The sequence below is a fragment of the Flavobacterium sp. LB2P53 genome (assembly GCF_003970305.1).
Taxonomy (GTDB): Bacteria; Bacteroidota; Bacteroidia; order Flavobacteriales; family Flavobacteriaceae; genus Flavobacterium.
Genome location: NZ_RYDG01000003.1, coordinates 194,712 through 218,682 on the forward strand (window position 1 = coordinate 194,712; position 23,971 = coordinate 218,682).

The 23,971-nt window shown below is 33.3% G+C and carries 19 protein-coding genes, 1 tRNA gene and 1 pseudogene; 11 read left to right on the forward strand and 10 right to left on the reverse strand.

The features are described 5' to 3' along the window. Window positions 1-65 precede the first annotated feature (65 nt). Complete coding sequence (locus EKL95_RS05600; protein ID WP_126563730.1) at window positions 66-1,064, forward strand: zinc dependent phospholipase C family protein; 999 nt, start codon at window positions 66-68, stop codon at window positions 1,062-1,064. 251 nt (window positions 1,065-1,315) lie between these two features. Here EKL95_RS05600 and EKL95_RS05605 read toward each other — a convergent pair. Beyond that, window positions 1,316-1,744 (reverse strand): annotated as a pseudogene (locus tag EKL95_RS05605) (LTA synthase family protein); the annotation flags it as partial. A 796-nt stretch (window positions 1,745-2,540) separates the two neighbouring features. Between EKL95_RS05605 and kdsB the strand changes: the two are divergent. Then, the gene (gene kdsB, locus EKL95_RS05610; RefSeq protein WP_126553322.1) at window positions 2,541-3,278 is read left to right on the forward strand and encodes a 3-deoxy-manno-octulosonate cytidylyltransferase; all 738 of its coding nucleotides are present in this window, start codon (window positions 2,541-2,543) and stop codon (window positions 3,276-3,278) included. Between the two features lie 13 nt (window positions 3,279-3,291). On the opposite strand, the gene EKL95_RS05615 is transcribed toward kdsB, so the two are convergent. Continuing rightward, a complete protein-coding gene (locus tag EKL95_RS05615; RefSeq protein ID WP_126553321.1) occupies window positions 3,292-3,957 on the reverse strand; it encodes a spermidine synthase in 666 nt (221 codons plus the stop codon). A 62-nt stretch (window positions 3,958-4,019) separates the two neighbouring features. Between EKL95_RS05615 and EKL95_RS05620 the strand changes: the two genes are divergently transcribed. Next, complete coding sequence (locus EKL95_RS05620; protein ID WP_126553319.1) at window positions 4,020-4,574, forward strand: 1-acyl-sn-glycerol-3-phosphate acyltransferase; 555 nt, start codon at window positions 4,020-4,022, stop codon at window positions 4,572-4,574. Between the two features lie 174 nt (window positions 4,575-4,748). Next, the gene (locus EKL95_RS05625) at window positions 4,749-5,135 is read left to right on the forward strand and encodes a hypothetical protein (RefSeq protein ID WP_126459525.1); all 387 of its coding nucleotides are present in this window, start codon (window positions 4,749-4,751) and stop codon (window positions 5,133-5,135) included. 69 nt (window positions 5,136-5,204) lie between these two features. Here EKL95_RS05625 and EKL95_RS05630 read toward each other — a convergent pair whose 3' ends face one another. Continuing rightward, window positions 5,205-5,681, reverse strand: a complete 477-nt coding sequence (locus tag EKL95_RS05630) for a helix-turn-helix domain-containing protein (RefSeq protein ID WP_126459528.1) — start codon at window positions 5,679-5,681, stop codon at window positions 5,205-5,207. 310 nt (window positions 5,682-5,991) lie between these two features. Between EKL95_RS05630 and EKL95_RS05635 the strand changes: the two genes are divergently transcribed. The 4 genes from EKL95_RS05635 (at window position 5,992) to EKL95_RS05650 (ending at window position 10,923) form a co-directional block, all read left to right on the forward strand. Then, window positions 5,992-7,146, forward strand: a complete 1,155-nt coding sequence (locus EKL95_RS05635) for a M14 metallopeptidase family protein (protein ID WP_126553317.1) — start codon at window positions 5,992-5,994, stop codon at window positions 7,144-7,146. Window positions 7,147-7,222: 76 nt separating this feature from the next. After that, the gene (locus EKL95_RS05640; RefSeq protein ID WP_072943262.1) at window positions 7,223-7,702 is read left to right on the forward strand and encodes an Lrp/AsnC family transcriptional regulator; all 480 of its coding nucleotides are present in this window, start codon (window positions 7,223-7,225) and stop codon (window positions 7,700-7,702) included. Between the two features lie 100 nt (window positions 7,703-7,802). Further along, entirely contained in the window at window positions 7,803-10,388 is a 2,586-nt protein-coding gene (locus EKL95_RS05645) for a phosphoenolpyruvate carboxylase (RefSeq protein WP_126563732.1), read from the forward strand. 10 nt (window positions 10,389-10,398) lie between these two features. Further along, window positions 10,399-10,923 carry a DinB family protein gene (locus EKL95_RS05650; protein ID WP_126563733.1) on the forward strand — a complete coding sequence of 175 codons (525 nt, stop codon included), beginning with the start codon at window positions 10,399-10,401 and terminating at the stop codon, window positions 10,921-10,923. Window positions 10,924-11,190: 267 nt separating this feature from the next. Here the strand turns inward: EKL95_RS05650 and recQ are convergent, their stop codons facing one another. From recQ to aroB, 6 genes are all read right to left on the reverse strand, one after another. Continuing rightward, window positions 11,191-13,296, reverse strand: coding sequence for a DNA helicase RecQ (gene recQ / locus EKL95_RS05660; RefSeq protein ID WP_126563734.1), 2,106 nt, complete (start codon window positions 13,294-13,296; stop codon window positions 11,191-11,193). Between the two features lie 87 nt (window positions 13,297-13,383). Then, entirely contained in the window at window positions 13,384-13,782 is a 399-nt protein-coding gene (locus tag EKL95_RS05665; RefSeq protein ID WP_126459544.1) for a DNA primase, read from the reverse strand. A gap of 8 nt (window positions 13,783-13,790) precedes the next feature. After that, on the reverse strand, window positions 13,791-14,762 hold the full coding sequence (locus tag EKL95_RS05670; protein ID WP_126563735.1) for a deoxyhypusine synthase family protein: 972 nt from the start codon (window positions 14,760-14,762) through the stop codon (window positions 13,791-13,793). A gap of 84 nt (window positions 14,763-14,846) precedes the next feature. Then, on the reverse strand, window positions 14,847-16,247 hold the full coding sequence (locus tag EKL95_RS05675) for an arginine decarboxylase (RefSeq protein ID WP_126459553.1): 1,401 nt from the start codon (window positions 16,245-16,247) through the stop codon (window positions 14,847-14,849). A 53-nt stretch (window positions 16,248-16,300) separates the two neighbouring features. After that, entirely contained in the window at window positions 16,301-16,480 is a 180-nt protein-coding gene (locus EKL95_RS05680; protein ID WP_126459556.1) for a hypothetical protein, read from the reverse strand. A 56-nt stretch (window positions 16,481-16,536) separates the two neighbouring features. After that, a complete protein-coding gene (gene aroB / locus EKL95_RS05685) occupies window positions 16,537-17,604 on the reverse strand; it encodes a 3-dehydroquinate synthase (RefSeq protein WP_126553309.1) in 1,068 nt (355 codons plus the stop codon). A gap of 92 nt (window positions 17,605-17,696) precedes the next feature. Between aroB and EKL95_RS05690 the strand changes: the two genes are divergently transcribed. Beyond that, window positions 17,697-18,866, forward strand: coding sequence for a proline dehydrogenase family protein (locus EKL95_RS05690; RefSeq protein ID WP_126459563.1), 1,170 nt, complete (start codon window positions 17,697-17,699; stop codon window positions 18,864-18,866). 117 nt (window positions 18,867-18,983) lie between these two features. Here the strand turns inward: EKL95_RS05690 and EKL95_RS05695 are convergent, their stop codons facing one another. After that, on the reverse strand, window positions 18,984-20,771 hold the full coding sequence (locus tag EKL95_RS05695) for an ABC transporter ATP-binding protein (protein WP_126553307.1): 1,788 nt from the start codon (window positions 20,769-20,771) through the stop codon (window positions 18,984-18,986). A 211-nt stretch (window positions 20,772-20,982) separates the two neighbouring features. Here EKL95_RS05695 and EKL95_RS05700 point away from each other — a divergent pair. Both EKL95_RS05700 and lon read left to right on the forward strand, forming a co-directional pair. Further along, window positions 20,983-21,060: transfer RNA gene (locus tag EKL95_RS05700), tRNA-Val, on the forward strand. Window positions 21,061-21,417: 357 nt separating this feature from the next. Further along, complete coding sequence (gene lon / locus EKL95_RS05705) at window positions 21,418-23,868, forward strand: endopeptidase La (RefSeq protein WP_126563736.1); 2,451 nt, start codon at window positions 21,418-21,420, stop codon at window positions 23,866-23,868. The last annotated feature ends 103 nt before the right edge of the window (window positions 23,869-23,971 follow it).

Genomic DNA, 23,971 nt, shown 5'->3' on the forward strand with positions numbered 1-23,971 from the left:
TTAAACTCAATTTTTTCTAATAACGATTTAAAGAAATACATTTGTACTTCAAAAAAATAAATTTAATGAAAAATTTTAAAATTAGACCTACACTTATCACTTTATCTGCTCTTGGAGTTGCACTTTTTCTTTTGTCGTGGGGCGTTATTGGTCATGAACGAATCAATAGAGCGGCGGTAATGGCACTTCCAAAACCATTGCAGACCTTTTTTTACAATCATATCGATTTCATTACCCAAGAATCTACTGTTCCGGATTTGAGAAGAAATATTTTGAATGATAAAGCAGAGCCGCCCCGTCATTATTTTGACATGGAGAATTTTGGAGCTATGGAAACGTTTCCTAAAACTATGGAAGAAGCGAAGCTGAAATACGATGAGAAATTTTTGACTAAAAACGGAATTTTACCTTGGTATATTCAGGATATGATGGTCAAATTGACTAAAGCGTTCAAGGACAAAAGAAAAAATGAAATTTTATTTATTGCGGGGGATTTAGGCCATTATATTGCCGATGCACACATGCCGTTGCATACATCAGACAATCACGATGGACAAAACACGAATCAAAAAGGAATTCATTCCTTATGGGAAAGCCGTTTGCCGGAATTGTTTGCCAAAGGGTATAAATTAAATGTACCTGAAGGAATATATTTAGACAATGTGGAGAAAGCTACTTGGGATATCGTTTTTGACACGCACAGTTTAGTGGAACCTTTGTTGGCGGCCGATAAAAAATTAAGAACTGCAACTGCTGAAAACAAAATGTACGTAACGGATGCCGATGGAAATGTTGTCAAAAACAAGTACGGAGGAATGTTATATTCGGATGAGTATGCTGCTAAATTGCACACGGAGTTGAACGGAATGGTTGAACAACAAATGAAAAAAGCCATTACAGCCACTGCAAGTTTTTGGTACACGGCTTGGGTTAATGCTGGAAAACCAGATTTAAGTACTCTTGATACTGCCGAACTTACAAAGCGCAATAGTAAAACTTTAAAAAAGGATTTGAAAACTTTTGAAAAAGGAACTCTTTTTGGTTTAACAAACGAAAAAGAATAACGATATATTTCCAATTAAATAACGGGTGAAACTTCAATTTTACCCGTTTTTTTATGCTAATAAATTTTTTGATATTTTTTTTCTTTAACATATCTGAGGCTGTTTGATGATACGAAATCATTTCATTTACTAAATCCGTTCTTTCTTTTGTGAGCGGTATTTGATCATAAAATATTTAAAAATCAGTAGCTGCTTTTTGATTGGGTTTCAAAGTCAATTGAAATTGTTTGACGGTTTGTTTGAGGGGAATAATAGTCAATACATTTTACCCCGCCATCAAGAGATTTTACATCTCCGGGAATGTCAATTTTTCCATTTGGATACGTGAATGGTCTGTGATTGCTCACGGTTATAATGTGATTAAAAAACGGCTTATTTGCCGCTGCTTCTTTGTTTATTTCCGTGATTGCTTTATTGTACATATCTTCATCGCAAACGTCCCAAATATTAGCAAAAGTGATTTCGTTGGGTTCAAATGTTTTTCTGTCTACAATTTCATATCCATTTCCTGAAAAGAAATCGCCCATATTGTCAAAAAAGGAATCGCCGCCATACATGAATTTTACAGTATAGCCTTTTTGTTTAAAGAGCATTCCGGTAGGGAATTTATTTTTATTGTCTTTCCTTTTTATAACACTTTCGCCGGGAGTAGGAAGAAAACATAAAGTAATGGCTTCAAGTTCACTTTTCATAAATGCCATATAAAATTTATATAATAGGCTGGTTTTTTAATTAATTGACAAACATATTTTGAGAATTTTATTTAACGGATAAAGCAGGAATTGCCAATAACGATAATGTGAAGAGAAGCAGGTAAATTCCTGGAATTTTGATTTTTTGTACAAAAGCGGGAATGCTTTCAAGATAGTTTTTTGATTTCTTTACTTTTAAAATAAGTGACCAATCCTGTACAAATAAATAGTGCAGAAAATAAGGGAATAACAGGATAGGATTGCATAATATTACCTATCACTTCATTAGTATACACCAGATAATTTACTGCGATAAAATTGTATTTGACCCCAAATTCATTCCGAAAAAGGTATTCACTGATTCTATTTTGTAAAATTAAACCACATATAGAAAGATGACAAAGGAAAATAACCAGAACCTGATTTGTTTCGGTATTTTGTATTGGAGATGAAAATATGATAGAGCCACAAAAAGTCACTGACCAAAACAAAAACAAAAATCAGATAAAAATCCAAATATAAATAAGTGTAGCGTATCAATCCAAGTAAAGGAGGCTTGTGTGATGGGATAAAAAAAAAGAATAACTCTTAAAATAAAACTCATACTAATGTAAAACACTACAATTAAGCACTGAGAATGTAGTGCCGTTTTTCTAATTCATAAAAACAGACTAACTTAGTAGCCTGCTAGCAAGAGTGGATTAGGATAATGAAGTAATTTTATACTTTAAAGAGTCTAGCTGTAACGGCTATAAAACTCTTAAACGCAAATAAAAAAATAAAAATGAAAATAATAGCAGTCATTCCCGCACGATACGCTTCGACACGATTTCCTGCCAAACTAATGCAGGATTTAGGCGATAAAACGGTAATTTTAAGAACGTATGAAGCAGCTGTAAATACTAAATTATTTGATGCTGTTTTTGTAGTAACTGATTCCGATTTAATTTATGACGAAATACGTACTCACGGAGGAAACGTTATTCGAAGCATCAAAGAACACGAATCCGGAAGTGATCGAATTGCAGAAGCAATAGAAAATCTGGATGTTGATATTGTAGTCAATGTACAAGGAGATGAGCCTTTTATTGATGCGGAACCTTTAGCTAAAGTGATTGAAATTTTTAGAAATGATTTGGATAAAAAAGTAGATTTAGCGTCGTTGATGCGCGAAATCACGAATGAAGCAGAGATTAATAATCCCAATAATGTAAAAGTTGTGGTGGATCAAAACGGATTTGCCTTGTACTTCTCCCGATCGGTTATTCCGTATCCAAGAGCGAAAAATGTAGGCGTACGGTACCTGCAACATATTGGTGTTTATGCGTTTAGAAAACAAGCATTATTGGATTTTTATAGTTTGCCCATGCAATCATTAGAAGCATCTGAAAAACTAGAGCAATTGCGTTATCTTGAATTTGGGAAACGCATTAAAATGATCGAAACTACTCACATTGGTATTGGTATTGATACCCCAGAAGATCTAGAAAAAGCTAGGGAAATGTTAAAAATTCAGAGCTGAAAAACCGTTTTGATTAGGCAATTTTCTCGATGACAATAAGTTCGTTATGAACTTCAACTCTTGGAATAGTTCTAATTTTAAATTGATTTTTGTAAAACTCAGTTACATATTTTTTATTTCTTTGATTTTGATTTTCATCTAATAACATCGTATTAAAAAGAATAAAACCATGACTTTTTAAAAGCGAGCAAACCCTATTGGTAAAAAAAGGTTCAAATAAAAAATTAGGCATTGTAGTGTCCTGGAAAATATCAATGATAATCAAATCGTATTTAGTAGGGGTTTTTAACACAAATGCAAAAGCATCCTCAATTACAATTGTAAGATTTTTTGTTTTATCCAAGTCAAAATAGGCATTGGCTATTGTAATTATTTCAGGATCAATTTCAACACCGGTAATTTTTCCTTTGTATTTTATTTCTTCTACCAATGTTTTGATGACACTTCCACCAGCAACACCTAAAACTAAAATATGCTCCATGGGCACAATTTTTTTGTATCCAATGTTTTTTAAGCCTAACCTCAGAATCCGTTGCAAACTGCCATAGGAATAATTTGTGTTTTGCGAATCCATGACCAGTTCCCCATTTGCCCAAGTCACCTCAATCGATTTGCTCAAAGCCGATTTAGTTTGATAAATAGTTAAAGGAATTACGTAGCTGAATATTTTTTTTAGCATTAATGATAGATTTACCCAAAAATAAGATATTAATTATTTATTTTGTACGAAAGAAAGCAAGAATGAAGAAACAATTATACAAATGGATATTTTCCAGACTAATGGGTTGGAAAGTAGTGGGTAGTATTGATCCAAATATCACGAAATGTGTCATGATGATAATGCCACATACCAGCGCTCATGATTTTTATTTAGGGGTTTTTATCCGAGCAATAACCGGTTTACAAATGAATTGGGTAGGCAAAAAGGAATTGTTTCGTTTTCCTTTGGGATTTTATTTTAGATACATGGGTGGAGAACCGCTTGATAGGACAGGAGGGTTGAATAAAGTGGATTCTATTGCAGCTATTTTTCAAAGAAAAAAGGTTTTTCGTCTGGCAGTAGCTCCGGAAGGAACCCGTAAAAAGATTAGCAAACTTAAAACAGGATTTTATTACATTGCTTTAAAAGCAAAGGTTCCTGTAATTCCTATTGCATTTGATTTTGGAAAAAAAGAAATTAATTTAGGAAATCCTATTTTTCCTTCGGGAGATATTGAGGCCGATATAACCGTTTTGAAAAAACATTTTATAGGAGTCAAGGGTAAAATTCCAGAACAGGGATACTCATTTGAATAACTCTTAAAAAAACTTAAAAAATGTTAAAACCATATAATTGATTTCTCGTAAGTGTATTAAAACTCTAAAATATACAACATGAAACATTTGGTTATTAGTACCGCATTTTTAGTTTTATTTTTCGCTTGATACAATAATAATGATTCTGATACTAGCCCGGCAGAATTAAATTTGATGACATCCAGTAATACCTCCGGGAAAATTACGCTTACCAATTTATTAACTACAACACCAATAGTCAAATTATTTGCCAGTGCTGCTTCAGCCACTGATGGTGGATTAATTATAATTAAAAATTTCTCAACTGTTTTCGCTTCAACTGCTGCTGCGGGAACAATTGCAGTAACGAATCAAGTACGGATTTATGGTTCTAATTCACTTTTAGGCAATCCTGTGGCTGTGGCTTATGACAGTGTTACAAAAAACATATATGTTGCTGAAAGATTAAATGCAGGAGGACAAGTACTAACGTATAGTTTTCCTGTTGGTTCGGGTGATTTTGCTCCCGTAAATGCGAGAGCGGAAGCGGGTGTAACGTCAATTTTTGTCTTAAGAAAATAGATTTTTGTTTTCAAAAATGCTTTTTTAATCGATAACCCCAATTCTAAAATCAGAATTGGGGTTATTTATTTAATTTGGAACATAACTCTTGAAAGAGCCATTTTTATAAAAGATAACAATGGTGTCAATTTCAGAAGCAACCGCTTCACCAGGACTATTTATTGGATCACTTTTTTTAGTTTCCAATGCAGGAATCAAAACAGTATTTTTTAGTTCAGAAAATAAATTTTCAGAGATTATTTGATCACTGGCCAGAGCAGGGATATTTTGTTCAGAGACCTGATTAATAATTCTTTCTCTAGTGTTAAACTCTTCCGCATTTTTTGGAAAGGTTCCTTTTCCATTCAGAATCCAATACAAATCAACATCAGGAAAAACATCTAAAATTTTAAGTATAAAATCCAAGCTTGGTTTGTTTCTCCCAGAAAGCAGGTGAGACAGGCTGGAGCGTTGCACACCAATTTTATCTGCAAAAGAAGAGGCATTCAAATTGTAGTAGTCCAGTATAATCTCTAATCTTTTTATAAAATCTTCTATGTTTACCATTGTAAATTAATGTAAAAATTAACTAGTTACAAATGTAATCAAAAGAAGCTTACGTATCAAAATTAAAGGTATAAATAGTATTTTAAAAGTCTAATAAACTAAAGTTATACTTTTAATAAATACACATAATTAATTGATAAACAAAATTCTAATTATTATAAAATAAATTTATAACAATTGTTAACATTTGCCGGATTTTCTACCTGGTTTAACTGGCGAAAAGTGTTTACAGTATTGAAATATTCTTTGTTTTGAATGTTTACAAATGTAAATGCAAAGATGTTTACTTTTGTAAATCAAATAAAATGGTATGAATTTAGAAGAATTATTCGATCAGTTTAAGGAAGAATCCGTTCGTGGACGGTACGTCACTTTAACATCAATCGAGCCTTTGTTGCAAAAATTAAACACGAACAATCAACTTCAAATTATAGGAAAATCAGTTCTTGGAAAATCTATTTATTCGTATGAAATTGGAAAAGGAAAAACGAGAATTTTTCTGTGGTCCCAAATGCACGGAAATGAAAGTACAACTACAAAAGCGCTATTCGATTTTTTTAATGTACTGCATAGTGGTTCTGCATTAGCACACCAATTATTAGACTTCTTTACTTTTTACACCATTCCGATGTTGAATCCTGACGGTGCAACATTATACACAAGAGAAAACGCCAATAAAGTTGATTTAAATCGCGATTCGCAAGCGCTGACACAACCAGAAAGCAAGCTGTTAAGGGCAGCTTTTGATTCCTTTGAGCCTGATTATTGTTTTAACTTGCATGATCAGCGTACTATTTTTGGTGTAGATGATACCGGGAAACCTGCAACAGTATCTTTTTTAGCACCTTCCTATAATGAAAATCGAGATATAAATGAATCTAGGTTGAAAGCGATCAACTTGATTGCCGGAATAAATGAGGATCTACAGCGTTATCTTCCCAATCAGATTGGGCGTTTTGATGATTCGTTTAATATAAATTGCATTGGAGACACGTTTCAGTTTTTAGGAGTGCCCACTTTATTGTTTGAAGCGGGTCATTTTGAGAATGATTATCAAAGGGAAGAAACACGAAAATACGTTTTTATGAGTTTAATTTCAAGTTTTAGGATACTCTCCGAAAACGTTATAGTTGATAATGGAATTGACAAATATTTGAGTATTTCTCAGAATAAAGTCGTTTTTTATGATTTTATGTATAAAAACATCAAAATAAATTATGATGGTATCGAAATTATCACCAATTTTGCAGCACAATACAAAGAAGAGTTAATTGAAAATCAGGTCTGTTTTAATGCCTATGTTTCACAAATAGGCGATTTAGAGGATTATTTTGGTCATTTCGAATATGATGCTAAAGGAGCTTTATACAAAGATGGTTATAATGATATTCCTAAATTAAATCAAAAAGCTGATTTTTATTTAGATAATAACGTGAAATTTGTTAACGGAATGATAAAAATATAATATTTACGTCTTTTTGTTGTTTTTATGTATATTTTTATACTTTGTTATAGTAATTAATAATATTAATTAAAGAATTATGAGTAAGTTTCGTTTAGATGAAGTAGATCACCAGATTTTAGATATGTTGATAGACAACACAAGAGTTCCATTTACGGATATTGCAAAAAAATTATTGATTTCAGCAGGAACTGTGCATGTTAGAGTGAAAAAAATGGAAGATGCCGGTATTATCATGGGATCCTCATTAGTGCTTGATTATGATAAATTAGGCTATTCTTTTATTGCTTATGTTGGTGTTTTTCTAAATAATACGTCTCAAACGAAGTTTGTTTTGGAGCGTATCAACGAAATTCCTTTTGTAACAGTAGCTTCAGTCACCACTGGAAAATTTAATATTTTTTGTAAAATTAGAGCAAAAGATACCAAGCATGCTAAAGATGTGATCTTTATGATTGATGATATTGATGGTGTTTATAGAACCGAAACAATGATTTCCCTTGAGGAAAGTATAAATGATAAGAAGCGTTTGATGCATACTATTTTCAAAAATATGTAATTACTCTTGAATGCACTATATTATAAATATAACCTCAAGTTAGTTCTTGAGGTTTTTTTATGAAAAATTAACTAAACCAACAACCAACTACAACAAAATTATGTACACACTACCCAAACTTGAACGTTTTAATCAAGATGTCCTCTCTAAATATCACATTTATAATAGTGTTTTTATAACATTGCCATTTCACTCCATAGATAATACGGGTGCTTTACTTCCTTTGTTTGCAGATATTTGTGATACAGGATTTAAAAAGCAAGAAACTCCAAAAGAAATTTTTGATTTTTTTGCCAAAAGGTATTTACATGATCCTTCAGAAACAGAAAAAATCGATATTATGTTTCGTTTTATTCAATATATCGAACGCCAAATTGTTTTGTTTGATGCTATTGAAGATGCTGCTTTTCCAGTTGTTAATAATATGGAAGGACGAGGATCTTTAAGAGATATCAAAGAAAAATCAGATGCAAAAGACAAGGAAGAGGAATTGATTGATTTTCTGGAAGATTTCAATGTAAGGACAGTTTTGACGGCGCATCCTACGCAATTTTATCCGGGAGCAGTTCTTGGGATAATTACTGATTTGACCGAAGCGATTCGGAAAAATAACTTGCTTGAAATCAAACAGTTACTGGCTCAATTAGGAAAAACGCCTTTTATTCAAAACGAAAAACCAAATCCTTTTGACGAAGCAGTAAGTTTGATCTGGTATCTTGAAAATGTTTTTTATCAAACTTCAGGCGAGATCGTGCAGTATTTGCAAAAAAACATTTTTAACGGCAACTCCATAAAGAATCCTTTGATTAAACTTGGATTTTGGCCAGGCGGCGACCGTGATGGAAATCCATTTGTGACTACTGAAATAACGCTGAAAGTAGCGGAACGTTTGCGAACTTCTATATTGAAGTGTTATTATATCGAAATTAGAAATTTAAAAAGAAAACTAACCTTCTCTGGTGTAGATACTTTAGTGACTGAATTAGAACAAAAACTTTATAGGTCTGTATTTTATTCTACAGGAGAAATTTTCATTACTTTGGATGAATTCAAATCACAATTAAATAAAATTAAACAAATAATTATCGATCAGCATCAATCGTTATATTTAGATGAATTGGACGCGCTATTAATAAAAGTAAATTTATTTGGATTTCATTTTGCGTCATTAGACATACGTCAGAACAGTAAAATTCATGATGCTGTGTTCAAAGATATAGTGGATTTTTATTTAAAAACAAATCCCTCTGTTTTTCCGAAAAATTATTTTGAATTAACAGAAAAAGAAAAGTTTACGATTTTATCAAATGTAAGTGGGAATCTTGATGCTACTGTGTTTTCAAATGAAATGTCGCGTTTGACAATCGAATCCATTCAAACGATAAAAACAATTCAGGAAAAAAACGGAGAATTTGGCGCTAACCGTTACATTATCAGTAATAATGAAAGTGCACTTAATGTGATGGAGACCTTTGCGTTATTTCGTTTGAGCAATTGGGAAAATCCTCCCGTTGATATTATTCCGCTTTTTGAATCGGTTAATGATTTGCAAAATGCACATGCTATCATGGAAAAATTATATACTAATCCTGGTTATGCAAAACATTTAACGAACAGAGATAATAAGCAAACCATCATGCTTGGTTTTTCTGACGGTACAAAAGACGGAGGATATTTGATGGCGAATTGGAGTATTTACAAGGCCAAAGAAGAACTTACTGCAATTTCCAGAAAATATGGTGTAAAAGTAATTTTCTTTGATGGTCGAGGCGGTCCACCAGCGCGTGGCGGAGGGAAAACACATAGGTTCTATGCTTCATTGGGGCCTAATATTGAAAATAACGAAATTCAGGTTACTGTACAAGGTCAAACGATTAGTTCTAATTTTGGGACTTTGGATTCCTGTCGCTACAATTTAGAAAATTTATTGAGTGCCGGAGTAACCAATCAGGTTTTCAGCAAAGGTCAAAATGAATTGACTTTGGACGAAAAAAACATAATGGATCAATTAGCTGGTTTAGGATATGAGAAATATTTAAGCTTTAAAAATCATCCAAAATTTATTCCTTATTTAGAGCAGATGAGTACGTTGAAATATTATGCTAAAACAAACATAGGAAGTCGTCCTTCTAAAAGAAGTAAATCAGAACATTTAGATTTTGCTGATTTACGAGCGATTCCTTTTGTAGGTTCTTGGAGCCAATTGAAGCAAAATGTACCCGGGTTTTTTGGTGTAGGTACAGCTTTAAAACATTTTGAAGATACAAATCAGTGGGATAAAGTTCAGGATTTATACGATAATTCGTTGTTTGTTAAAACCTTATTAGAAAACAGTATGATGTCATTGGCCAAATCATTTTTCCCATTGACTGCTTACATGAGAAAAGATCCTGAATTTGGAACATTTTGGCAAATTATTTATGATGAATTTTTAGAAACAAAAAGATTACTTTTGAAAATTGCAGGTCATAAAGAGCTTATGGAAAATTATCCAGATGGTAAAGCATCAATTCAAATAAGAGAACGTATAGTACTGCCACTATTAACAATACAACAATATGCTTTATTGCGTATCAATGAATTAAATAAAGAAAATACCCCTGACGAAGCTTTGATACAAGTATACGAAAAAATTGTAACCCGTTCCCTTTTTGGAAATACTAATGCCAGTAGAAACTCCGCTTAAACGATAAAATATGAAGTCAACTCAATTACCCGAAAACGAATATGCCTCTTTTTATACTCCGTATATAAATGCTTTGGGAGACGTAAATTTGATGGAAGAATTAGAAATTTCATTACATGATTTTATCCATTTTATTCAAAACATTCCAATGGATAAATTTGATTATAGATATGCGCAAGGGAAGTGGAATATCAAGGAAATTATTCAGCATGTAATTGATACGGAGCGCATATTTGCCTATCGTGCGTTGCGAATTTCAAGAAATGACCAAACAGCTTTGCCTGGTTTTGATGAAAATGATTATGTAAATAATACTGAAGCTGCCAATAGAAGTATTCAAGATTTACTAACTGAATTTTCAGCAGTGCGACATTCGAATTTATTTCTTTTCAAAAGTTTATCTGAAGAGCAATTAAAGAGAATTGGAACTGCCTCAAATACTGCTGTTTCAGTTCGAGCCATAGGTTTTATTATGATTGGACATCAAAAACACCATCAAAAAGTTTTTGAAGAAAGGTACTTAATAAATTATTGAAAACAAGTTGACCAAATTTTCAACTTGTTTTCAAAAGACATAGTATTTACAGGATTTGTGGAAGGCATCATATAATATGTGATGCCTTTTATTTGACCAAATTTTTTTAGAAAGTATTTATGACTTTCTTTTCCGTTAAAAATAATTTTTGTGATGCCGGGAAATTCTTTAAACAATGTTTCAAAATCAGTTTCTTCTTGGTTTTTGATGGGAATATTTCAGTTTCAGAATTTACAAAATCCAGAAAGGATTGTATCATATTAAGGTTTAAAGTATAGCTTTTTCTTTTTCGAGTATGGCTAATGCTAACCGGATTTTTCCGTAGTCTATTTTTTCTTCAAAATAATCAAAATAAGGTTTTAAGGCATTTGGTGATTCCAGTTTTATTTGCGCTTCAGCAATTTGAGAAACTTCTTCTTTTGAGATAAGCGAATCCAAATCTATATTAGCTCCATCAACATACAGTTTTGCTAAATGAGACATAATTGTACTTAAACCTAATTTTCTTTTTTGGGCAATTTCCTCTACAGAGAATCCGGTAGTATAAAGTTCTAATGTTTCTTTGTAGGTTGTGGCTTCTTTTTTCTTTTTAGCACCTTTTGCTTTCTGGAAATCTTGGATAACTTTTATAAAAGCATCGCCATATTTTTCTAGTTTTGCTTTACCAACGCCGTCAATTGCCAATAATTCTGTTTCGCTCATCGGTCTTTCAATTTCCATTTGGCGTAAAGCCGCATCACTGAAAATCACATAAGCCGGTACAGATTCTTCCTTAGAAATTTCGTACCGTAGTTTACGTAAAGTTTCAAAAAGTGAATTTGCAACGGATTTGGTTTGTTTAATTTCTTGCTTGTCGATATTGATTTTTTGAACTGTGGTCAGTTGTACTTTCTCACCTTCAAATAATACTTTTTTTGCAAACGCTGTCAATTTGATTTTGTTTTGCTGGTGAAAAGCAATTTCACAATAGCCCAAATTGATCAATTGTATCAAATATTGATTCCAGTCATACCATGATAAATTAGCACCAACACTGTATGTTTTCAGGTTTTGGTATTCTTTTTCATAAATATATGCATTTTTTGAACCGCGTAAAAAGTCAATGATTACTGGTAATGGTTCTATTTCCTTCAACCGAATAATTGCCGATAAAGCTTTTTGAGCGATGACCGTTCCATCAAAAAAAAGTGGTGGATTTTTACAAATATCACAGTTTCCACAATTCTCTGTGACAAGTTCGCCAAAATAGGAAAGCAATATTTTTCTGCGACAACTCAACGCATCGGCATATTGTTTCATTCGTTCTAATTTGGCCAGTTGCACTTCAGCATTCAAACCTTGAGAGGCAAATTTTTGCAACTGAATCAGATCACCATAACTTTCGAATAATACCGTTTCTGATGGTAATCCATCGCGACCGGCACGACCAATTTCCTGATAATAGCCTTCAATATTTTTAGGTAAGTTATAATGAATGACCCAGCGTACATTAGATTTGTCAATTCCCATTCCAAAAGCAATGGTAGCACAAATCACCTGGCAATCATCATTGATAAATTCATCTTGTGTTTTAGAACGAATTTTCGTGTCTAAACCTGCGTGATACGCTTTGGCATTCACGCCTGTTTTTTGTAGTTTTTCAGCCAATTCTTCTGTTGTTTTTCTGCTTAAACAGTAGATAATTCCCGATTCATTGGGCTTTTCTAGGATGAAATCTATAATTTGTTTGACTCTGTCCAAAGCGGGACGCACTTCTAAACTTAAATTTTTTCGATCAAAAGAAGCAACAAATATTTTTGGATTTATCAAATTTAATTGTTGGCTAATATCTTTACGTGTAGCATTATCAGCCGTTGCAGTTAAAGCTAATATTGGAGTAGAAGGGAAGCGCTTTTTGAGGTATCCTAAATTAGTATATGCAGGACGAAAATCATGTCCCCAAGCTGAAATGCAATGTGCTTCATCAATAGCAATTAAACTTATGGTCAAACTATTGAAAAGATTATCCAGAAACGACAGGCTTTCCGGAGCGATATACACTAATTTAATCACATTCGATTTTAACCTTTCGATATAAAACTGACGTTCATTTTCAGTTTGGCTACTGTTGATGAAACAGGCTTCAATACCATTTGCTTTCAGACTATCTACTTGATCTTTCATCAAAGCAATCAGTGGAGAAATTACGATTGTAATTCCCGGAAAAACCAATGCGGGCAATTGAAAACAAATTGATTTTCCTCCACCTGTAGGCATAATTGCCAATGTATCCTGTCCGGAAAGTACACAATTTATTATCTCTTCCTGGTTTGGGCGAAATTTTTCAAAACCAAAGTTTTCTTTGAGTTTGGCATATAAAATTTGATTAGTCATTTTGGCGTATATTTAGAAGTCTAAAGTTATAAAAAAAGGAACTCGTGAATGAGTTCCTTTTAATAAATATATTTGAGAAGGGATTAATTAATCCTCTTCATCGTCATCGTCATCATCTGAAAAATCTTTTTCGTCTGCATCTTCATCATCATCTCCTGAATCAGTATCTGGTTTATCATTAGCATCATCCTCGTCATCATCATCCATATCGTCCTCTAAATCAAGCCCTTTAATTGGTTCAACAACTTCATCGATGATTATTTCATCATCTTCATCATAATTTTCAATTCTATCAGCCAGTTTTGTGCTCACTTTTACTAAATAAATGGTATCTTCAGTTCGTACTTCAACTGCTTCAACTAATTCGTTTTTAGCGTTTCTAAAACTAATAATATTTGAATCATCATAACCATCTGGAAATTTATCAACCAATAGGTTTAAAATTTCATTGGTAAGTTTGGCGTAATCTACAATTACTCTTTTCATAAAATATTCTATAAATCTAATAAATAAGCGAAAATTAAAGGAGCTACAATGGTAGCATCGGACTCAATAATGAACTTAGGGGTTTTAATGTCTAATTTACCCCACGTAATTTTTTCATTTGGCACCGCTCCAGAATACGAACCGTAACTGGTTGTTGAATCTGAAATCTGACAGAAATAACTCCAGAAAGGAATGTCATGCATTTCCATATCTTGGTATAACATTGGTACTACACATATTGGAAAGTCTCCAGCAATACCACCACCAATTTGAAAGAAACCTACACCATTTGTACTGTTTTTAGGATACCAATCAGACAAGAAGACCATATATTCGATACCGGATTTCATTGTTGAAGCTTTTAAATCTCCTTTTATTACATAGGATGCAAATATATTTCCCATGGTACTATCTTCCCATCCCGGTACAATGATAGGCAAATTTTTCTCAGCGGCTGCATACATCCAGCTGTCTTTTAGGTCAATTTCATAATATTCTTCAAGAACACCTGAAAGCAACATTTTGTACATAAACTCATGCGGAAAATATCTTTCGCCTTTATCATCTGCATCTTTCCATATTTTGTAAATGTGTTTTTGCAAACGACGGAAAGCTTCATGCTCCGGGATACAAGTATCAGTTACACGATTTAATCCTCTTTCTAATAAATCCCATTCGTCCTGTGGAGTCAAATCACGGTAATTAGGAACTCTTTCATAATGAGAATGAGCGACTAGATTCATCACGTCTTCTTCGAGATTTGCACCAGTACACGAAATAATATGCACTTTGTCCTGACGAATAATTTCAGAAAAAATCTTACCAATCTCGGCAGTACTCATAGCTCCAGCCATGCTCACCATCATTTTTGCACCATTGGTTAATTGTTCTTCATATGCCTTAGCGGCGTCAACTAAAGATGCAGAGTTGAAATGCAAATAATGCTTTTCTATAAACTGACTGATTGGTCCTTTGCTCATTTTTATTTATTTAAATACTTAGAAATCAATTCGTTAAAATTAGTATTTCAAATTTAACGAATTTTTATATTGAATAATTGTTATTTATTTTTTGTCGTACCCTAATATTTTCAAAACATCGTCGGAAGTTTGTTGTTCGGAGAAAACCTCAGTAGCTAAAATACCATTTTCGTCTCTGTCTATTAATATGTGTTTGGGTTGCGGAATCAAACAGTGATGCAAGCCACCGTATCCGCCAATCGTTTCCTGATAAGCCCCAGTATTGAAAAATCCTATGTATAACGGTTTTTCTTTGTTGTATTTGGGGAGATAGATTGCGTTCATATTTTGCTCAGAGTTGTAATAATCATCGCTGTCGCATGTCATTCCTCCTAATAAAACTCTTTCGTAAGTTTCATTCCAGCGATTCACAGCCAGCATGATAAAACGTTTGTTTATAGCCCAAGTGTCCGGTAGCGTTGTGATGAAAGAGGAATCAATCATGTTCCACTTTTCTCTGTCATTTTGTTGTTTTTGATACAATATCTGGTATATTGCACCGCCACTTTCTCCTACTGTGAAGGACCCGAATTCAGTGAAAATATTTGGAACCTCAACCTCGGCTTCATCGCAGGCAATTTTGATTTGATTGATAATTTCGTCAATCATATATTGATAATCGTACTCGAATGCTAATGAATTTTTGATCGGAAAACCACCGCCAATATTCAGTCCATCAAGTGTAGGGCACTCTTTTTTTAATGCAATATAAACTTTGATACATTTTACTAATTCATTCCAGTAATAGGCATTATCATTTATTCCTGTATTGATAAAAAAGTGCAACATTTTTAGTTCCAATTTTTTATTTTCCTGAATTTGTTTTTTGTAAAAATTGACAATGTTTTTATACCCTATTCCTAATCTTGACGTGTAAAACTCAAATTTAGGTTCTTCCTCAGCAGCAATACGAATTCCAATTTTGAATTTCCCTTTTATTTGTTCTTGTAAAAGATCAAGCTCTTCATAATTATCAATAATTGGAATTGCATTTTTATGTCCATTATTTATTATTCGGGCTATATTTTCAATATACTGATCTCTCTTAAAGCCATTGCATATCACATAGGTGCTTTTATTAATTTTTCCGTTTGCCAGTAAGTTCTCAACAATATTGATATCAAAAGCAGATGACGTTTCAATATGAATGTTATTTTTAAAGGCTTCATTCATTACAAATTCAAAATGAGAACTTTTAGTACAATAGCAGTAGTAATATTTTGCCTCGTATTTGTTTTTCTCCATCGATTTACGAAACCAGCTTTTGGCTTTGTTAATGTTGTTGGAAATTTGAGGTAAGTAGGTGAATTTTAATGGAGTGCCATATTGTTCTACCAATTTCATTAAATCGATATTATGAAACTGAAGGTTGTCTTTGTTTAAAGTAAATTCTTCCTGTGGAAAATAGTAGGTTTGATTGATTAAATCAGAATATTTTGTATTCATTAGATGTCATAAATTTATAGATTAAAATATTGTAAAATAAAGAAACCCATAATTCAAACCCGAATATTTGCATAGATAATCTGAAGTTTTTCGTGATCTGCTTTCATGTATTGAAAAACATCAAAACTAAAGTTTCCTTTGATAGAATAAAAACGTTTCAATATTCTTAGAAAAGAGATATTGTTTCGGGTTTTATTACAACTATAATTTTGTTTGTTTTGACTTTTTTTCATTACTGCAAATGTAAAAAATATTATATACGCAATGCAATCCTTTTTATAAAAAATAATTAAGATTTATAATCCTGAAAGGCTTTAAGAATTAATTCATTTTCAACCATTTGATTGATTTTTATTTTTCCGATACCTTCTATCAATGCGAACTGGATGTTTCCATATTCGTTTTTTTTGTCGTGAATCAGTAATTCTAAGATTGGTTTGATATCATTTTCTTCAAAAACGATGTCGGTATAGATAGCCTTTATACTGGATTTTATCTGAGAATATTCTTCTATATTGATCAGTTTTTTATGTAGTGAAAGGTAACTCTCTAATATCATCCCAACGGCTATGGCTTCACCGTGCAATAAAGTTGTTTTGTTATCATTTTCCAAAAAATAACTTTCAATGGCATGACCCAGTGTGTGACCAAAATTCAACGCTTTTCGGATATTTTTTTCGGTTGGATCTTGCAGCACAATTTCATTTTTTATCTCGACTGAACGGTAAATTAATACATCAAAATCAGCAAAATCTATAGTCTTTAAATCTAAAAATTGCTCCCAATATTCTTTATCATAAATCAAACCGTGTTTCAGCATTTCGGCAAGACCGGAACGCATTTCGTTTTGTGGTACTGTTTCTAAATATTGAGTATCAATAAGCACCATTTTAGGCACATTAATAACACCGATTTGGTTTTTTAAATTTCCTAAATCCACCCCGTTTTTGCCACCTACAGAAGCATCGACCATTGCGAGTAAAGTGGTTGGAACGTGAATAAAATCAACACCGCGTTTGAAGGTTGATGCTACAAAACCACCTAAATCAGTGACAACGCCACCGCCTAAGTTAATGATAAGGCTTTTTCTGTCAGCCCCAAGTTCCGTGAGTACTTTCCATATTTGGACGCAAGTCTCAATATTTTTATTTTCTTCCCCACAATCAAATTCAATGATTTCAATTATAAGATCAGTTTCCAGAACAGGAAGAAAATGGGGCAGACAAAACTCATTAGTATTGCTGTCAACAATAATAAATAGGTTAGAGTATTTATTTTCTTTTAAATGAAGGTTTATTGCTTCATATCCTTTTTCGTTAAAATGTATCGGGTAACTGTTGGCTTGAATTGATTGCATCTGTATGGATTAATTGGAACCGCAAAATAAGGCATTTTTTGCTAAATAATATTCAAAACTCTGTCTATATTTGTACAAAAATCTAACAAATAATGGAAAAAATATTCAATAATACTCAAGTTGCCTTTTCATTAAAAAGTGATACGGAACTTGACAGAGCTTATTTTCTTTTCAAAATGATTGCTAATCAGCCTCTGGTACGTATTGGAACTGCGGTTACAAATTTTGCCCTTAAAGCCAATCTTCCTGTTGAAGGTTTGATTCGCGCTACGGTTTTTGACCATTTTTGTGGTGGGATAAATGAAGTGGACTGTCTTTCGGTGGTAGATAAAATGTATACCAAAGGAGTTTCCTCTGTTTTGGATTATTCTGTAGAAGGAAAAGAAGCCGAAGATCAATTTGATGCCGCGCTTGAAATGACCTTGAAAACTATTGAATTTGCCAGAGAACGCCAAGCCATTCCTTTTGCCGTTTTTAAACCAACCGGTTTTGGACGTTTTGAATTATATGAGAAATTGGGCGAAAAACAAACATTGACTCCAGAAGAACAGGCAGAATGGAATAGAGTGATGGCTCGTTTTGATTTAGTTTGTAAAGATGCTCATTCTAAAAATGTTGCTCTTTTGATAGACGGTGAAGAAAGTTGGATGCAAGATGCGGCTGATGATTTAGTGACCGAAATGATGCGCAAATACAATAAAGAAAAAACCATTGTTTTCAATACGTTGCAAATGTACCGTTGGGATCGTTTGGATTACTTGAAAAAATTACATGAACAGGCTATAAAAGAAGGTTTTTTTATCGGAATGAAATTGGTTCGTGGTGCGTACATGGAAAAGGAAATTGTTCGGGCTGCTGAAAAAGGATATCCATCACCAATTTGCGCTTCAAAAGAAGCTACGGATGAAAATTATGATGGTGCTGTGCGCTATATGACGGATCATTTAGAGGTAATGTCTGTTTTTGCAGGTACCCATAATGAGTCCAGTACTTATACGCTAATGGAATTAATGACGGAGAAAGGAATAAAAACTAATGATGACAGAATCTGGTTTGGACAATTGTATGGTATGAGCGATAATATCAGCTACAATATGGCCGCTAATGGCTATAATGTTGCTAAATATTTGCCTTTTGGTCCAGTTAAAGATGTGATGCCGTACTTAATTCGTCGTGCGGAAGAAAATACTTCCGTAGCGGGACAAACGAGTCGTGAATTAGAAATGATAAAAGCAGAACGCAATCGAAGAAAAGGGAAGTAGGAAAGTGGTCAGTGATCAGATTTTAGTATTCAGTTATATTAGAATTTATAAAAAATTTTAATAAAAAACTCCATTCAGCTTATTGAATGGAGTTTTTTAATGTCAAATTTATGAAATCTAAAAATTGCTAAACTGCAGATTACTTAAATTTTTATAAATCCCATTTTCTAGAGCGATTAATTCCTGATGTGTTCCTTGTTCTGTGATTTTTCCTTTATCCAAGACCAAAATTTGATCCGCACTGCGAATCGTCGATAGGCGGTGCGCTATTATAATACTAGTTCTTCCTTGCATTAAAATCTCTAGGGCTTCCTGAACTAGTTTTTCACTTTCACTATCTAATGATGATGTGGCTTCATCCAGAATTAAAATACTTGGATTTTTCAATAATGCTCGGGCTATGGCAATACGTTGGCGTTGTCCGCCGGAAAGTTTAATACCTCTTTCTCCCACAATTGTTTCAAATTTTTCAGGGAAACTTTCGATAAAATTATAGGCATTGGCTTGTTTTGAAGCAGTAACAATTTCTTCTTCGGTAGCATTGGGATTTCCATAAGCAATATTCTCTCTGATGGTTCCGCCAAATAATATTACGTCTTGCGGTACAATACTCATGTTTCCACGAAGACTTTCTAAATCAAAATCATAAATATTTTTTCCGTCAACCAATATTTCTCCTTCGTCAATCGTATAAAAACGCAATAACAGGGAAGCAATAGTAGATTTTCCGGTTCCGCTTGGTCCGACAATAGCAATTTTTTGACCAAAATTAGCGGTAAAACTAACGTCTTTTAATACTTTAATTTCTTTTCTGGAATGGTAACTGAACGCTACATTCTTGAAAGTGACATTGCCTTTTATTTTTTCAATTGCAGCCGGATCACGCACCGAATTAATTTTTTCAGGAGTTTCATCTAATAATTCAAAAACACGTTCGGTTGCGCCAATCGCTTTTTGGATTTGGGCATATAGTTCCGCAATTCCGCCAAAAGAAGCACCTACAAATGTAGAATACAACACAAACGAAATCAATTGGCCAACGCTCATTTCTCCGCTAATACTCAATCGAACACCAAACCAAACTACGGCAACAATAGCTCCAAAAAGACAGAAAATAATGAATGAAGCAAAATACCCTCGGTATTTCCCGCCTTTGATGGCAATTGCAACCACTTCTTTTATTTTTCCGTTGTAACGGGCAATTTCGTACCACTCATTGGCAAAAGCCTTAACAATACTGATGCCTTGCATGGTTTCTTCAACAATTACTTGACTTTCGGCCACTTTATCTTGAACATTTTTTGAATATTTCCTGATGAATCGCCCAAAAATAACCGCAGCAACAGCCACTAGCGGCACTACGGACAACATCAATAATGTCAATTTGATGCTTTCATTGGCCAATAAAAGAACGCCACCAATAATTAAAATGAATTGTCTTAAGAATTCGGCTATAGTAGATGTTAAAGTATCTTGTATCTGGGTAATATCTGAACTGATTCTACTGTTTAATTCGCCAACACGCTTTTGCGAGAAGAAAGACATAGGTAGTTTTACCAAATTGCTGTACAGTGATAATCGTAGATTAGCTAAAGTATTCTCCGTAAAATTGACAAATAAATACAATCTAAAAAACGAAAAAATGGACTGAAGAAATAAGATTACAATTAAACCACCCGCAATCATGTTAGCTTGAGTATTATCTTTGTTTTTCACACAATCAATTAGCATTCCCATCAACTTAGGAAAAGCAAGAGCAGTCGCTCCAGTGAATAATAAAAAAACTAATCCTACATAAAATTTCCATCGGTGATTTCCTGCATATTGAAATATTACAGTTGCTTTTTGGAGTGAACTTGCAGTAATTTTTGATTTTGGTAAATCGTTTTCTTTGAACCTGGCCATTATCTATTGTTTATGTCGCAAATGTAAGACTATAGCGAATGAATACAAAAAAATACTAGTTTTTCATTACAAAGATAAAGTGCTATTATAGAGCACGAAAGAAAACTGAGTCACTATTTTATTGATTTTTTTTACTTTTTTGCTTGCAGATACGATTTCTAGCTGTATATTTGCACTCGCAATAAGGATATGAAAATATCTACATTGTTTAGGGCAATTAGCTCAGCTGGTTCAGAGCACCTCGTTTACACCGAGGGGGTCGGGGGTTCGAACCCCTCATTGCCCACCATAAGGGACAAGGAAGAAAAATTCTTCTTTGTCCTTTTTTTATTTGAAAAATTTTTTAGCAGTCTGACTGAATCAAAAACTAACACTTCCTCCTATTTATCAAAGACATTTCATAGGTAATATTTACCCATGCGAATCAAGTGTTGAAAAAAGCTAAAAAAAAAAGAAAGATATATCTTTCGAATTATTTGTAGGAAGATAAAATTAATTTGCTTTTACTTTGGCATAATGATTGTCTCTTTTAGGGTTGTACAAATTATTAGTGTCATACAACGATTTTATTTAAATTAATACTATGATATCATATATTTACTTGGCAAATGAAAATTTTTAATGACAAAAAGACTTAAATAAATATATGTCAAATCATAAAATACTTACTATTGACAATCTGTCACTTCAGGAATTTGATTCGGAAGCAGATTTAATTCCACTTTTGACTCCCGAAGACGAGGAGGAAATGAACAATGAGGCTTTACCTGAATTATTGGCTATATTGCCCTTGCGGAATATGGTTTTATTTCCAGGAGTTGTAATACCAATTACTGCGGGACGCGATAAATCGATTAAATTGATCAATGACGCTAACGCTGCAGGGAAAACTATTGGAGTTGTTGCTCAAATCAATGAGGAAGATGAAGACCCAACCAAAGCAGATATTCATAAAATAGGTACGGTAGCCCGTATTTTACGTGTACTGAAAATGCCTGACGGGAATATAACGGTAATTCTTCAAGGTAAAAAACGTTTTGAGATTGAGACTGTTATTGATGAAACATCTTATATTACTGCAAAAATCAAGGAAGTTCCAGAGAAAAGACCTAAGAAAAACGATACTGAATTTGTTGCCATTCTGGATTCAATCAAAGAATTAGCGATTCAGATTATAAAAGAAAGTCCAAACATTCCCAGTGAAGCTACTTTTGCGATCAAGAATATTGAAAGCCAATCGTTTTTAGTCAACTTTGTGACTTCGAATATGAATTTGACAGTTAAAGAAAAACAAGATTTATTGGCGATTAATGAATTGAAAGAAAGGGCTTTAGAAACACTTCGCTACATGAATATTGAGTTGCAAAAACTCGAATTAAAAAATGATATTCAGTCTAAAGTTCGGTTTGATTTAGACCAACAACAGCGTGAATATTTCCTGCACCAGCAAATGAAAACCATTCAGGAAGAATTAGGTGGCGTTTCTCAGGAAGAGGAAATGGACGAAATGTTACAGAAGTCCTTGACCAAAAAATGGGACGAGAAAACCAAAAAACATTTTGATAAGGAATTGTCTAAAATGCGTCGCATGAATCCCCAAGCGCCTGATTTTGGTATTCAAAGAAACTATCTGGAGTTGTTTTTGGAATTGCCTTGGAACGAATATTCTAATGATAAATTCGATTTAAAAAGAGCACAGAAAATATTAGATAGAGATCATTTTGGTCTTGAAGATGTTAAGAAAAGAATGATAGAACATTTGGCAGTTTTAAAATTGCGAAATGATATGAAATCCCCAATTATTTGCTTGACAGGACCTCCCGGAGTTGGAAAAACATCTATTGGACGCTCTATTGCAGAAGCTTTAGGCCGAAAATATGTTAGAATTTCTCTTGGTGGGTTGCGTGATGAAGCGGAAATTCGCGGACATAGAAAAACGTATATAGGTGCCATGCCTGGACGAATTATCCAAAGCTTGAAAAAAGCCGGAACCTCAAATCCTGTTTTTGTTTTGGATGAAATCGATAAATTATCAAACAGCAACCAAGGTGATCCGTCATCAGCATTATTGGAAGTTTTAGATCCGGAACAAAACAATTCTTTTTATGATAATTTCCTTGAAATGGGATATGATTTGTCTAAAGTGATGTTTATTGCTACATCGAATAATATGGCTGCGATTCAACCTGCGTTGAAAGACAGAATGGAAATCATCAAAATGTCAGGCTATACGATTGAAGAAAAGGTAGAAATTGCACGTCAGCATTTGTTTCCAAGACAATTGAAAGAACATGGTTTGACAACCAAAGATTTAACTATTGGTAAAAAACAATTAGAAAAAATTGTCGAAGGATACACACGTGAATCCGGAGTTCGTGGCCTAGAAGCTAAAATTGCTCAAGTAATCCGTAACGCAGCAAAATCCGTTGCAATGGAGGAAGCGTATAATAAAAAAGTAACGGATGACGATATCATAAAAACGCTAGGTGTTCCAAGGCTAGAAAGAGATAAATACGAGAATAATGATGTTGCCGGAGTAGTAACTGGTTTGGCCTGGACCTCTGTTGGCGGTGATATTTTGTTTATAGAATCGTTGCTTTCCCCAGGAAAAGGAACCATGACAATTACCGGAAACTTGGGTACAGTAATGAAAGAATCTGCCACCATTGCTTTAGAATATATCAAGGCCAATGCATCATTTTTAGGATTGGATTCAGAGCTGCTTTCTAAATATAACATTCACTTACACGTTCCGGAAGGAGCCACTCCAAAAGACGGACCAAGTGCAGGAATTGCAATGCTGACGTCCTTAGTTTCGTTATTTACACAAAAACGAGTGAAGAAAAACCTAGCCATGACAGGAGAAATTACTTTACGTGGGAAAGTGTTGCCAGTAGGCGGAATCAAAGAAAAGATTTTGGCTGCAAAAAGAGCCAATATTAAAGAAATTATTCTGTGTCATGAAAATAAGAGTGATATTGATGAAATAAAACCTGAATATCTGGAAGGACTTTCTTTTCATTATGTAAAAGAAATGAGCGAAGTATTGAAATATGCTCTAACTGATCAAAAGGTTAAAAACGCTAAGGATTTGTAATAAAACAAATTCTAAATTTAAAATCCAACTTCTAAAACTTGATTTTCAAGCAAAGGAATTTGGATTTTTTTATTTGTAATTACCAGTTTTAAAGTTGCCATTT